Genomic DNA, 13,089 nt, shown 5'->3' on the forward strand with positions numbered 1-13,089 from the left:
GCGCGCTCGCGGTGCCGCGGTCGCGGCGGGTCACTCGGAGAGCCGGGGCTACGAACGGCCCTCGGACGGGTTCTGCCCCCGCGGCTTCCCGGGCGCCGGTTCGCCGCCCTCGGCCTCGTCGTAGGAGCTGGTGCCCTCGTCCAGCAGCGGGGCCTGTTCCCGCAGGTGGGCGGGGGCCAGGGCGCGCAGGACGTGGTAGCCGGAGAGGACCACGATGGTGCCGAGCGCGATGCCGCCCAGCTCGAAGTTGTCGCTGATCTTCAGGCTGACGCCGCCGATGCCGATGATGATGCCCGCCGCGACCGGCACCAGGTTCAGCGGATTGCGCAGGTCCACCTTGTTGTGGACCCAGATCTGCGCGCCGAGCAGGCCGATCATGCCGTACAGGATGACGGTGATGCCGCCGAGCACCCCGCCCGGGATCGCGGCGACCACCGCGCCGAACTTGGGGCACACGCCGAAGAGCAGCGCGAAGAGGGCCGCCGCCCAGTAGGCCGCGGTGGAGTAGACGCGGGTGGCCGCCATGACGCCGATGTTCTCGGAGTAGGTGGTGTTCGGCGGGCCGCCGAGCGCGGTGGAGAGCATGGAGCCGACGCCGTCGGCGGAGATCGCGGTGCCCAGCTTGTCGTCCAGCGGGTCGCCGGTCATCTCGCCGACCGCCTTGACGTGCCCGGCGTTCTCGGCGACCAGCGCGATCACCACGGGCAGCGCGACCAGGATCGCGGACCACTGGAAGCTCGGCGCGTGGAAGGAGGGCAGGCCCACCCACGGGGCCTTGCCGACGGCGGAGAGGTCCAGGCGCCAGTGGTCGACGATCTGCCCGGCGCCGTTCGCCGAGTGGATCATGCCGAAGACGCGGTCGAAGACCCACGAGATGCCGTATCCGAAGACCAGCCCGAGGAAGATCGCGATGCGCGACCAGAAGCCGCGCAGGCACACCACGGCCAGCCCGGTGAAGAGCATGGTCAGCAGCGCCACCCACTGGTCCTGCGGCCAGTAGGTGCTGGCCGTCACCGGCGCCAGGTTGAACCCGATCAGCATGACGACCGCGCCGGTGACCACCGGCGGCATCGCCGCGTGGATGATCCGCGCGCCGAACCGCTGCACGGCCAGGCCGATGACGAACAGCGCGGCGCCGACCACGAAGACCGCGCCGGTCACGGTCGCGCTGCTGCCGCCCTGCGCCCGGATGACCGCCGCGACGCCGACGAAGGACAGCGAGCAGCCCAGGTAGGAGGGCACCCGGCCGCGGGTGGCGAGCAGGAAGATGACGGTCGAGATGCCCGACATCATGATCGCCAGGTTGGGGTCCAGACCCATGAGTACCGGGGCCACGAAGCTGGCGCCGAACATCGCCACCACGTGCTGGGCGCCCAGGCCCGCCGTCCGCGGCCAGGACAGCCGTTCGTCCGGTCTGACGACGGCTCCCGGGGCGGGGGTGCGCCCGTCGCCGTGCACGGTCCAGCGCACACCGAGACCCATGCCTGCTCCACTTCCTCGCTTGTTCCGCGACCCGAGCGTGTTCCGCGGCCCGGGCCTGCTCTGCGCCTGCTGCCCGCGCTCTTCACGGAGGCCGTGTCCCGCGCGGTCGCGACGTCCTCGGCGCGGTGCCGCGCGTCCGGCCGGGCGGCCGTCGCGTGGTCCCGGCCCGGTTCCGTCGCGCAATGGTCGTCTTCCGTCCGGTGGTGACCGGACGAGAGTCGTGACCGGGCAATGCTAGTGCGGGATAAGTCCGCTTCATTCCGCTCTGAGCGGCTCGGCGGGTCCGCGCCCGGTGCACCCCCGGACGTCGCCGGGGTCGAGTCCTTCCTCGCGGCCGGGCCTCCTACCGGCGCGGGAGCATTCTAAGCAGCCGCTTACGATGGGGTTCGTCCGATATCAGAGGAACCACCGGTTCCGCACGCGACGCGCGCGGCAATGCAGGGTGCAGCGATGCGCTGTGCATCAAAGCGCTGTGCGTCAATGCGTCGCGCAGCAAGCAATGCGTCGCGCAGCAATAGCACCACACGTAACAGGAGTATCCCCCGTGACCGTCGAAGCCCCCCAGGCCGCCGCGCTCGTCCCGTTCGGCGCGCTGGTCCCCGTCACCATCCACTTCGACGAGCTCGACGCGCTGGGCATGCTCCACAACTCCCGCTACCCGCTGCTCGCCGAGCGCGCCTGGGCCCTGTACTGGCAGGGGCACGGCTACCGCTTCGACGGTGACTGGGAGAAGGCGGGCGACATGAGCAACGTCATCAAGGAGATGCGGATCTCCTACGAGCTGCCGATAGTCGGCGCCGGCGAGTACGCCGTGCACCTGTGGGTGGACCACGTGGGCCGGACGAGCCTGCGCTACGGCTTCCGGGTCTGCTCCGCCGACGGCGCCCGGACCTTCGCCCACGGACACCGGGTCGTGGTCCGGGTGGACCCGAAGCTGCTGCGCCCCGCCCCGTGGTCGGACCGCGCCCGCGCGCTCGCCACCGGTCTGCTCCGGCCGCAGGCGGAGACGCGGACGGAGACGCGGACGGAGACGCGGACGGAGACGCAGGCGGAGCCGCGGACGGAGACGGACGGGGACGCCGGGGCGGGAGCGGCGGCGGTGGCCGCCTGACGCCTCATTGGCCGGGCGCCCCCTCTTCCCATTCTCTGGTGGGCGGGAACAATGGTCCGAAGTATCGAAAGAGGGGACGAAATCCTTACTCGGGCGCGTGAGCGGTCACCGGCCTGAGACCCGGCGTCCGGACCGGCGCGCACGCGCCGGTCCGCCGGGGCCGTGCGCGCCGACCGACAGACCTTCCCGGGACCTCCCGAAGGAGTGGTACATGGTCGCCCACCGTGACTACCCCGTGATCGACGCGGACAGCCACATCGTGCTCCCCGACTCCGACGACTGGTGGCGGGGGAGGCTGCCGGAGAAGTACGCCGCCTGGATGCCCTCCTATCAGGACAACCGGCTGACCGCCGAGGGCCGGGTCATCGAAGGCCCCTCGGCCACCTTCCACGGCCGGCCCACCCAGGCCGCCTGGTTCGGCGACAGCCAGGGCGCCACCTACACGCCCGGGAGCTGGAAGTCCGCCGACCCGGCCGCCATGGACGTGCTCGGCGCCCTCCGGCGCGGCGGCCTGGACCCCAAGGACCGGCTCACCGCCATGGAACGGGAGGGCATCAGCCGCGCCTACATCTTCCCGTCCAAGGTGCTCGGCCTCCTCCCGGCCCTGCGCAGCTCCGCCTTCGCCTACGAGGTCGCCAAGGCGTACAACGACTGGGTCCTGGCCTACTGCGCCGAGGACCGCGAGCGGCTGTTCCCCGTCGCCGTGCTGCCCCAGCACGACCTGGTGCTCGCCGTGGACGAGGCCCGCCGCGCCCTGGAGCAGGGCGTGCGCACCGTCATCCTGCGGCCCAACACCGTCGCGGGCACCAACGTCGACGACCCGGTCTACGACCTCCTGTGGGAGTTCTGCCAGGAGAACGGCGTGGCGGTGTGCTTCCACGAGGGGTTCGGGGTCGCCCGCATCCCCCGCATCGGCACCGAGCGCACCCACGACACCATGCAGGGCCACCTCGTCAGCCACACCTTCGAGCACATGATGGCGGTCATGCTGCTCATCACCGGCGGCGTCCTGGAGCGCTTCCCCGGGGTGCGGTTCGCCTTCATGGAGAGCGGCGCGGGCTGGGCCCCGTTCTGGCTGAACCGGATGGACGACCACGCCGAGCAGTTCGCCAAGGACCGCCCGCCGCTGCCCGAGCGGCCCAGCACCTACTTCAAGCGCCAGTGCTACCTGGGCGTGGAACCGGAGGACCCGCTGCTGCCCATGCTCATCGAGCAGGGGCTGGCGGAGAACCTGCTGTTCGCCAGCGACTTCCCGCACTTCGACGCGAAGTTCCCCGGCGCGGTCACCGCCCTCACCGACCGGAAGGACATCGACGAGACGGCCAAGCGGCAGCTCCTGTGCGACAACGCCCGCCGTTTCTTCGGGATCGCCTGATGGAGCGGCTCCCGCCCGAACCGGACGCCCGGTTCACCGCCGTCCTGGCCGAGCTGGAGGAACGCTCCCTCAAGGAGCAGCGGGAGCTGGAGGCGCTGCGCGCGGCGGGCGGCACCGCCCTGCGCGAGCGCGCCGGCTCCTTCATGCTCGACGTCGGCCCGGAGGTCGGGCAACTGCTCAACACCCTGGTCCGGGCGTTGGCCGCGCGCACGGTCGTGGAGGTCGGCGGCTCGGTCGGCTACTCCACGCTGTGGCTCGCCGAGGCGGTACGGGCCACCGGCGGACGCCTGTACTCCATCGAGGTCGACCCCGGGAAGCAGGCCGAGCAGCGGGACAACGTCGAGGCGGCCGGACTGGCCGACGTGGTCGAACTGACCGCCCTGGAGGCCCCGGCCCTCGTCCCCACCCTGACCGGCCCCCTCGACCTCGTCCTCCTGGACCACTGGAAGGAGCTGTACGTACGGGACTTCGACGCCTGCTGGCCGGCGCTGCGGCCGGGCGGCCTGGTGGTGGCCGACAACATCCTCATCCCCAAGAAGAACGCCGAGGTCATCGCCGGGTACCGGCGGCACGTCGGCGGCGTCCCGGACGCGCAGAGCCAGGTGCTGGCGATCGGGGACGGGGTGGAGCTCACCGTAAAGCGTGAAGCGCGGCCCGGCGTTCGGCGGGGGGTCGGGTCCGAGCCCTAGGGTCTGTCGTCCGGCGGACGCCCCTGGGACGACCGGCCCTGGTGGGGCTCCGCCACCGACGCCCCCTCTTCCGACGGAGAGTTTGGATCATGAAGATCGGCATCGAGTCAGAACTGCCCGTGGTCGACCGCCAGGGGGCCGCGGCCGGCCGCCCGGCCGTACACGCCGTCTTCCGGCGGCTCGCCGAGCGCCCCGACTTCACCGCCTACCACGACGCCACCACCGGCGCGCTCGTGGGCGCCCGGGCGGCCCGGGACAACGGGACCCTGGACGTGGGCAACGACTACGGCGTCTGCACCGTCGAGACGGCCCTGCCGCCGGAAGAGGGGTTCGCCGCCGCCAAGGCCGCCTGGCACCGCACGCTCGACGACGTGGTCTTCCCGGCCCTGGCGGCCGAGGGGCTGTCCGCCCTCGCGCACGGCTGCCAGCCGCTGACCGAGACCCTCGGCGGCCCGTACCTGGCCGACAAGGCCCACTACGGCCTGTGGCTGGCACAGGCCGAGCGCTACCCGGGGCACTACGCCGCCGACGCCTGGCCCGGCTTCGCGGCCGTGCAGTTCAACGTGGACGTCCCGCTGCCGCGGGTGATCGACGCCTGTAACACGCTCATCAAGATGACGCCGCTGATCTTCGCGTGGGGCGCCAACTCCGCGGTGTTCGGCGGCCGGGTGCAGCCCTGGCTCTCGCTGCGGCTGCGCGGCTACACGGAACTGTCCGAGACCAACCCGTTCTTCGCCCACCGCCTGCACTTCCCGCGCCGGCTGTACGGCAACCTGGCCGACTACATGCGCGAGGCCTGGGCGCTGCCGATCTTCGAGGTCTCCCGGGACGGCACCCTCTACACGCCCCTGGTGCCCGAGCTGACGACGCGGCAGTTCGCCGAGGCGGGCCACGCCGAGTTCGTCGACCTCGCCGGGACCAAGCGCACCCTGCACTGCACCACCGCCGACCTGGCGTCCGGCCTGGTCTTCTGCTGGCCGGCGGTGCGCGTCCGGATGCGGCTGGACCAGTCCTGCACGGTCGCCGAGGCGCTGGAGGCGGTGGCGGCCGGCCGGGGCGAGGCGGTCCTCCGGGACGGCGGACGCGGCACCTTCGTCGAGATCCGCCACCTGCCCACGATGGGCAAGGAGGAGACGTTCTCCTGGCTGGCCCTGCTGCTGGGCTGGCTGGGCGACATCGAGGCATGCCGCGAGCTGTTCGGCGGCTGGTCGCTGGCGGACGCCCGGACGGCCGCCGAACAGGTCCAGACCCGCGGCTGGGCGGCCGAGGTCGCCGGGGCCCCGCTGACGGAGTGGGGCCGGCGCGCCCTGGACCTGGCGGACGGGTCGCTGCGCCGGGACCCGGCCGCGCCCGTGGAGGAGCTGGAGCCGCTGGCCCGGCGGCTGCGGGACCGGACGAGCCCGTCGGCCGACGCCGTGGCGCGGGTTCGGGCCGAGGGGGTCGAGGCGTTCGTGGACACGTTGCGGATGTGCTGAGGGGCGGGGGACGGGCCGGGGGAAGAGGCGTGAGGCCGGGTGCCCGGCACGGTGGCGGACGCCGTGCCGGGCACCCGCGTCGTACGAAGGGCCGTCCGGAGCGGTGACGAGCGGGGGACCGGGGAGGAGGTGCCGGAAGTGGACCGGTGGCAAGGGGAGAGGGCCCGGCGGGCCGCGCCCGGCGCGGAACGGCGCGGGGAGGCGACGGACGTGACGGGGCATCCGGACGTGACGGGGCACTCGGACGTGACGGGCGCGAAGGAGCCCCGGGACACGTACAACTTCTCGGCCGGGCCCGCGACACTGCCGCGGCCGGTGGCCCGGCGGATGCGCGAGGAGTTCGCGGCGCACGCGGCCGACGGCGCGTCGATCGTCGAGATCAGCCACAAGAACCCCCGCTTCGTCGACCTGCTCGACACCGTCGTCGCGGACTACCGCGAGCTGACCGGGCTCCCGGAGGACCACCACCTGCTGTTCGTGCACGGCGGCGCCCGGATGCAGTGCGCCGCCGTCCCGCTCAACCTCATCGGCCGGTCCCCGACCCGCACCGCGGCATACGTCGTGACCGGCCTGTTCGCCCAGCAGGCCCAGCGCGAGGGCGCCCGCTACGGCACCGCCGCGATCGTCGCCCACAGCGAGGACACCGGCTTCGACCGCATCCCCGAGGTGACCGCCCGGCACTGCCCGCCGGACGCCGCCTTCCTCCACCTCACCAGCAACAACACCGTCTACGGCACCCGTTGGAACGACTTCCCGCGCGACTGCCCCGCCCCCCTGGTGGCCGACGCCACCAGCGACATCCTGTCCCGGCGGCTGGACCACGGCCGGTTCGGCATCGTCTACGCCGGGTTCCAGAAGAATCTGGGCCCCTCCAGCGCGGCCCTGGTCACCGTCCGCGACGACCTGCTCGGCCACGCGCTGCCCCAGACCCCCCGGCTGCTGGACTACTCCGTCTACGCGGCGTCCAAGTCCCTGGACAACACCCCCAACACCTTCGCCCTCTTCGTCCTCTCCCTGGTGCTGGAGTGGGTGCGCGACCAGGGCGGCCTGGCGGCGGTCGAGCGGACGAACCTGGCCAAGGCACGGCTGCTGTACGGGGAACTGGACCGCACGGCGTTCTACCGCCCCACCGCCCACCCGGACCACCGCTCGGTCACCAACATCGTCTTCCGGCTCGCCGACGAGTCGCTGACCGGGGAGTTCCTGGCCCGCGCGCGGGAGGAGGGCTTCCTCGGCCTGGCCGGGCACCGGTTGGTGGGCGGGGTGCGGGCGTCCGTGTACAACGGGATGCCCGAGGAGGGCGTGCGGGCGCTGGCCGGATTCTTGCGGGAGTTCGAGCGCGTACGGGGGTGAGGCGTCCCGGCCCTGCGCGCGGGTGGGCGCGGGGGTGGGGCGGGCCGGTGCCGGTCCCGCCCCGACCGCGCCTCACTCGTCCGGCTTGACCACCGTGAACGCGTACCGGCCGAGGCTGAAGAAGTACCGCCCCGCCGCGTCCAGCTCGCGCAACTCGCGGCTCCACGCCGTGGTTTCGTGCGGGTCGGCGCCGGGGTGGTCGGCGAGGAACGCCTCGATGAACCCGACCTGCCAGTAGCTGTAGGTGTCCCGGTGGCACCGCCGGTTGAGGAAGGTCAGCGTGGTCAGGCTCTCCTCGATGAAACCCGCCTCCTGGAGCAGCGGGCCGAGCCGCCGGGGCAGCCGGGGGTCGGCCACGTGGTCCTCCCACAGTTCCAGGATCCGGCGCATCCGGGAGCGGTCGGCGGAGTGCCACACCAGGGAGTCCCAGTCGGTGTCCAGGACGACCGCCCGGCCGCCGGGGCGCAGCACCCGGTACAGCTCGGCCAGCGCCCGTTCGATGTCCGCGACGTACTCGTACACCTGCGAGGAGACCGCGGCGTCGAACGTCCCCTCCGGGAAGGGGATCTCCTCGCAGCGCCCCGCCGTCAGGCTCACCCGCGCGCCGGCCGTCGCGCACCGCTTCCGGGCCAGGTCGAGCATCGACGCGCTGATGTCGATGCCGCACACCTCGCCGTCCGGGCCGACCGGGTCCACCAGCTCCGAGATCAGGTAACCGGGGCCGCAGCCGACGTCCAGGACGCGGTCCCCAGGGGACACGGCGAGCTGCCGGCGCAGGTGCCGCCGCTGCTCGCGCATCTCGGGGGTGTGCGCCTCGATGTCGGCCTCACAGGCCCGTTCGCCGTCGAACCGCAGCAGAGCGGTCATGAGGGACCCTCCTCCAGGGGACGCGCGGGGGGCTGGGGGACGTGGCGTGGGGCGGGGGATCTGTGTGTTCCTCGGTTGCGCCCCGCCCCGCGTACGGCCGTCACGTGGGCACCCCCTCCGCGGGGGCGGGCCGCGGCGTGCCGGGCGTTTCGGACGGGCCCAGCCAGAGCCGGGCGCGTTCCACCGCGCGGTCGGTCAGGGGGCCCGCCTCGCCCACGTAGTGGGCCGGGTCGAGCAGGTCGTCGAGCGTGGCCGGGGCGAACCGGGAGGTGATCTCCCCGCACTCGCGCACGCAGGCGCGCAGCGGGCGGCCGTCGCTCTGGGCGCGCTGGCTGACCTCGTAGACGAGGGTGTGCGCGCTCTGCTTGCCGATGCGGTCGCCGAGCGCCAGCATCAGCGCCTCCGTGCACAGGAACTCCGCCACCGTGGCCGCGTTCGCCGCCATCCGCTCGCGGTGCACCCGCAACCCGGCGAGGACGTCGTTCAGGATCGCCAGCGCCGCCAGCGTGTAGTGCGACACGTCGGCGACCGTGACCCACTCCATCCGCAGGCCCCGCGCGTCGCGCTCGTGCTCCTGCACCATGCCCTCGATGCCGAGCGCCGCGGCGGACCGGGCGAGGCGGGCCAGCAGGACGACCTGTTCGGAGCGTTCGGGATTGCGCTTGTGCGGCATGGTGCTGCTGCCCACCCGGCCGTACTCCCAGCCCTCGGACAGCTCGCCGACCTCGGCGCGCGAGAGCACCCGGATCTCCTCGGCGATCCGCCCGAGCGTCCCCGTGACCAGGGCCAGCGTGGTGCCGAACTCCGCCACCCGGTCCCGCGCGACGTGCCAGCCCACGGCGGGCACCCCGAGCCCGAGGCGGGCGGCGAAGACGGCGAGCAGTTCCTGCCCGCGCCCGTGGAAGCCGGCCATGGTGCCGACGCCGCCGTGCAACTGCGCCACCAGGGCGCGTTCGCGCAGTTGGGCCAGCCGTTCGCCGTGCCGCACCAGTTCGTCCAGCCAACTCGCCACCTTCAGGCCGAAGGTGATCGGCAGGGCGGGCTGGCCGTGCGTACGGCCCACCATCAGGGTGTCGCGGTGCGGCTCGGCCAGCGCGACCAGTCGGGTGACCATGGCGGTGAGTTCCCGGTCCACCTCGCCGAGCACGTCCCGCATCTCCAGGGACTGCGCGGTGTCCTGGATGTCCTGGGTGGTGGCCCCCAGGTGCACCATCTCTCCCGCCTCCTCCTCGCACGTCGCCGCCAGGCCGCGCAGCAGCGGGACGAGGGAGTGCCCCGTACGGCGGAACTCGGGCGCCAGGGAGGCGAGGTCGATCCGGCCCGGCTCGCAGGCCCGCGCCACCCGTTCCGCCGTTCCGGGCGCGACCATGCCAAGCTGTTCCTGACTGGCCGTCAGTTCGGCCTCCACGGAAAGCCAGCGTTGCAGCCGACATCGGTCGCAGAAGATCCTCCGGCTGGCCGCCGTGGCGTACCCCTCCCCGTGGAAGAGTGAGTCGACGACGTGTCCGTGCTCGTGGCCGCACTCCGCCGCCGTGCGGCCGTCCTCGCCCTCGACGGCCCGGGGCGGGTGCGCGGGGCCGTGGGGGAGGGCGTCCCCGTGGGGGGCCTGTGTCTGCTGGCGCCTGCGAGAAATATCCATGAATCCTCGCGTTCCATGGGTTACTTCTAGGTCACTTCGGTCATCCCGGCAGAACTCGCCTCATGGCACCACATGGGGGAGGCGAGGCCAACCCTGCGGGCGGGGGTTGTTCCGGGACGGCCGACAACGGCCGACAGGTCGCGCCATGAGCGGGAGGGGACGGGGGAGGGGGCGTCCGGATGTGGGGACGCGAGGTTCGACGCCGGACGGCTCTCCCCCTGGCGCGGGAGCCCGCCGGAGGTTCCTTTCAGGCGCGTTCGCGTTCGCCTGCCGGGGCGGCTGCGGCGTCGGCCGCGTCCCGGCCCCGGTGGGTACGGAGCACGCCCGCGCCCGCGAACAGGCCCAGGGCCAACGCCGTGACCAGCCCGAACGAGGCGGTGAGCGAGGTCGCGTGGGCGATCGACCCGATGGCGGAGGGGGCGATCAGGCCCGAGGTGTACGTGATCGTCGCGACGCCCGCGATCGCCTGGCTCGGCGCCGGGCCGCTGCGCGCGGCGGCGGCGAACGCGAGCGGGACGACCACCGCGATGCCCAGGCCCAGGAGCGCGAAGCCGCCCAGCGCCATCGCCGGGTGGCGGGCCGCCACCACCAGCAGGCCGCCGGCGGTCGCCAGCGCGCCGCCCACCCGCACGGTGCGCACCGCTCCGAAACGAGCCACCACCTTGTCCCCGGCCAGCCGGGCGAGCGCCATGGTGCAGGAGAACGCCGTGGTCGAGGCCGCCGCGAGGCCCGCGTCGGTGCCCAGTTCGTCGCGCAGGTAGACCGCGGACCAGTCCAGGCTCGCGCCCTCCGCGAAGACCGCGCAGAACCCGACGGCGCCGATGATCAACGCGGACCGGGGCGGCAGGGCGAACCGCGGCGGCGCCTTCTCCTCGGGCCCGGGCGGCGGCGGGTCCAGCACGCCCCGGCAGGCCAGCACGCCGCACACGGTCAGTACGGCAGCGGCGGCGGCCAGGTGGAGCCGCGCGTCGCTGCCCGCGTGCGCCGCGACCGTGCCGGCCGCCGACCCGACGAGCGCCCCCACGCTCCACATGCCGTGCAGGCCGGACATGATCGGCCGGTCGAGGCGGTTCTCGGTCTCCACGCCGAGGGCGTTCATCGCCACGTCCGCCAGGCCCGACGTCGCGCCGTACACGAACAGCGCCGCGCCCAGCACGTAGACGTTGGGGGAGAGGGCGGGCAGCGTCAGGGAGAGCGTCCACAGGGCGAGCAGCACGCGCAGCGCCGTGCGGGCCCCGAGGCGGTGGCTGAGCCGTCCGGCGAGCGGCATGGCCAGCGAGGCGCCGATCGCGGGAAAGGCGAGGGCGAGGCCGAGTTGCCCCGCGCCGGCGCCGGTGTGGTCCTGGATCCACGGGATGCGGGTGGCGAAGTTGCCGGTCACCGAGCCGTGGACGAGGAAGACGAGGGCGATGGCCCAGCGGGCGCGGCGCAGCCGCCGCCGGGACGGGAGGTCGGCGTCCGACACGCCGTGGGAAGTCATGGCCCGCAAACTATCAGGGAGCCTGCCTAATAGTTAGGGGAATAATGAGGCCGCCCGCGGCGCGCGGGATGAACGGTTTCGAAAGGATCCCGGGCATGCGTGAAACGCGGGTACCCGCCGTCGGCCGCACGGCCTCCCCGAGCACCGCACGGGCCATCAACGACCGCCTGGCCCTCCAGCTCCTCCAGTCCGAAGGCCCCCTGACGGCCACTCAGCTCAAGACGCTCACCGGGCTCTCCCGGCCCACCGTCGCCGACCTCGTGGAACGCCTGCGGGAAGCCGGACTGATCGAAGTCGTCGGCGAGGCCGGCGCCCGGCGCCGCGGCCCCAACGCCCGGCTGTACGGGATCGTGGCCGAGCGCGCGCACCTGGTGGGCGTCGACCTGCGGGACCACGCGGTCACCGTGGCGGTGGCCGACCTGCTCGGCCGGGTGCTCGCGGAGGACACGGTGGCGTTGGGGGACGGGGGCGGTGACGGGTCCGGTGCGGGGCTCGTCGGCGGGGACGGTCCGGACGTGGGGGGTGCGTTCAGTGACGGGGTCGATTCGGATGTGCGGGACGAGTTCGGTGCCGGGGTCGGTCCGGACATGCGGGGCGCGTTCCGTGACGGCTCCGATCCGGCCGTTCGGACGGTGATCGCCGCCCTGGACCGGACGCTCGCCAAGGCCGGGGCCGAGCGTCCGCACGCCGTCGCCGTGGGCGCCCCCGGGCTCGTGGACCCCGCCACCGGGCGGCTCGGCGGCACCGGCTGGGTCCCGGGCTGGCACGCGACGCTGATCGGCGCCCTCGGCGACCATCTGTCCGTACCGGTCCTGCTGGAGAACGAGGTCAACCTCGCCGCCATCGCGGAGCAGCGGGACGGCGCGGCCCGGGACCGCGACACGTTCGTCCTGCTGTGGCTGGGCCATGGGACCGGGGCCGCGGTCGTCCTCGACGGCGCGCTCCGTCGCGGCGCGTCCGGTGGCACCGGGGAGATCGGCTTCCTGCCGGTCCCGGGTACCGGGGGGCTGCCGACGCCTGGCGGCTGCGACGGGGGGTTCCACTCGTTGGCCGGGGGCGCGGCGGTCCAGGCGCTCGCCGAGCGGCACGGTGTACGCGTCCCCGCCGGGGCGTCGGCCGATGCGTACGCGCCGCCGGGCGAGGCCGCCGTGCGTACCGCCGTGACGGGTCCGGCGGGATCCCCCGAGGACGCCTTCCTCGACGCGCTCGCCGCCCGCGTCGCCATCGGTGTGGCGGCCGTGAGCGCGGTGCTCGATCCGGGGTGCGTCGTCCTCGGCGGCGAGATCGGCCACGCGGGCGGCGATGTCCTGGCCGGCCGGGTGGCCGAACATCTGGCCCGCATCTCGCCGTTGCGCACGGAGGTACGGGCCGGGACGGTCGGCGGCCGGGCCGTGCTGCGCGGTGCGGTGGTCGCTGCGCGTGAGGCGGTGCAGGCGGAGTTGTTCGGGGCGCTCCCCGAGGCCGCCGTTTCCGGCCCGTCCGGGCCGCACCGGTAGGCGGTGGCCCGGCACAATCAGGCCCGTCCGGGCCGCACCGGTAGGCGGTGGCCCGGCACAATCAGGCCCGTCCGGGCCGCACCGGTAGGCGGTGGCCCGGCACAATCAGGCCCGTCCGGGCC

9 protein-coding genes and 1 pseudogene are annotated in these 13,089 nt (G+C 73.8%); 6 read left to right on the forward strand and 4 right to left on the reverse strand.

The features are described from left to right. Positions 1–48 precede the first annotated feature (48 nt). Positions 49–1,482 carry a solute carrier family 23 protein gene (locus ABZX96_RS37270; protein ID WP_355553875.1) on the reverse strand — a complete coding sequence of 478 codons (1,434 nt, stop codon included), beginning with the start codon at positions 1,480–1,482 and terminating at the stop codon, positions 49–51. 544 nt (positions 1,483–2,026) lie between these two features. Between ABZX96_RS37270 and ABZX96_RS37275 the strand changes: the two are divergent. The 5 genes and pseudogenes from ABZX96_RS37275 to serC all read left to right on the forward strand — a co-directional run. Then, positions 2,027–2,482, forward strand: a pseudogene (locus ABZX96_RS37275) (acyl-CoA thioesterase); the annotation flags it as partial. 322 nt (positions 2,483–2,804) lie between these two features. Beyond that, positions 2,805–3,968 (forward strand): amidohydrolase family protein, encoded by a 1,164-nt coding sequence (locus ABZX96_RS37280; RefSeq protein ID WP_355553878.1) that lies wholly within the window; start codon positions 2,805–2,807, stop codon positions 3,966–3,968. After that, a complete protein-coding gene (locus ABZX96_RS37285) occupies positions 3,968–4,657 on the forward strand; it encodes a class I SAM-dependent methyltransferase (protein WP_355553881.1) in 690 nt (229 codons plus the stop codon). Before ABZX96_RS37280 ends, ABZX96_RS37285 begins: the two co-directional genes overlap by 1 nt. 89 nt (positions 4,658–4,746) lie before the next feature. Further along, positions 4,747–6,132: a glutamate-cysteine ligase family protein gene (locus tag ABZX96_RS37290; protein WP_355553884.1), complete on the forward strand. Its 1,386-nt coding sequence runs from the start codon at positions 4,747–4,749 to the stop codon at positions 6,130–6,132. A gap of 39 nt (positions 6,133–6,171) precedes the next feature. Beyond that, entirely contained in the window at positions 6,172–7,485 is a 1,314-nt protein-coding gene (serC, locus tag ABZX96_RS37295) for a 3-phosphoserine/phosphohydroxythreonine transaminase (RefSeq protein WP_355553886.1), read from the forward strand. A gap of 72 nt (positions 7,486–7,557) precedes the next feature. Here the strand turns inward: serC and ABZX96_RS37300 are convergent, their stop codons facing one another. From ABZX96_RS37300 to ABZX96_RS37310, 3 genes are all read right to left on the reverse strand, one after another. Next, complete coding sequence (locus ABZX96_RS37300) at positions 7,558–8,352, reverse strand: methyltransferase domain-containing protein (protein WP_355553889.1); 795 nt, start codon at positions 8,350–8,352, stop codon at positions 7,558–7,560. Positions 8,353–8,452: 100 nt separating this feature from the next. Continuing rightward, positions 8,453–9,991 carry an adenylosuccinate lyase family protein gene (locus ABZX96_RS37305; RefSeq protein WP_355553891.1) on the reverse strand — a complete coding sequence of 513 codons (1,539 nt, stop codon included), beginning with the start codon at positions 9,989–9,991 and terminating at the stop codon, positions 8,453–8,455. 247 nt (positions 9,992–10,238) lie between these two features. After that, positions 10,239–11,471 (reverse strand): MFS transporter, encoded by a 1,233-nt coding sequence (locus ABZX96_RS37310; RefSeq protein WP_355553893.1) that lies wholly within the window; start codon positions 11,469–11,471, stop codon positions 10,239–10,241. A gap of 95 nt (positions 11,472–11,566) precedes the next feature. On the opposite strand from ABZX96_RS37310, the gene ABZX96_RS37315 reads away from it, so the two are divergent. Then, positions 11,567–12,967, forward strand: a complete 1,401-nt coding sequence (locus ABZX96_RS37315) for an ROK family transcriptional regulator (RefSeq protein WP_355553895.1) — start codon at positions 11,567–11,569, stop codon at positions 12,965–12,967. Positions 12,968–13,089 lie beyond the last annotated feature (122 nt).

Source organism: Streptomyces sp. NPDC003077 (genome assembly GCF_040611095.1).
Taxonomy (GTDB): domain Bacteria; phylum Actinomycetota; class Actinomycetes; order Streptomycetales; family Streptomycetaceae; genus Streptomyces.

Coding starts and splice junctions, on each gene's coding strand:
- ABZX96_RS37270 (WP_355553875.1), bottom strand. CDS start 1,482: ATGGGTCTCGGTGTGCGCTGGACCGTGCACGGCGACGGGCGCACCCCC.
- ABZX96_RS37280 (WP_355553878.1), top strand. CDS start 2,805: ATGGTCGCCCACCGTGACTACCCCGTGATCGACGCGGACAGCCACATC.
- ABZX96_RS37285 (WP_355553881.1), top strand. CDS start 3,968: ATGGAGCGGCTCCCGCCCGAACCGGACGCCCGGTTCACCGCCGTCCTG.
- ABZX96_RS37290 (WP_355553884.1), top strand. CDS start 4,747: ATGAAGATCGGCATCGAGTCAGAACTGCCCGTGGTCGACCGCCAGGGG.
- ABZX96_RS37300 (WP_355553889.1), bottom strand. CDS start 8,352: ATGACCGCTCTGCTGCGGTTCGACGGCGAACGGGCCTGTGAGGCCGAC.
- ABZX96_RS37305 (WP_355553891.1), bottom strand. CDS start 9,991: ATGGATATTTCTCGCAGGCGCCAGCAGACACAGGCCCCCCACGGGGAC.
- ABZX96_RS37310 (WP_355553893.1), bottom strand. CDS start 11,471: ATGACTTCCCACGGCGTGTCGGACGCCGACCTCCCGTCCCGGCGGCGG.
- ABZX96_RS37315 (WP_355553895.1), top strand. CDS start 11,567: ATGCGTGAAACGCGGGTACCCGCCGTCGGCCGCACGGCCTCCCCGAGC.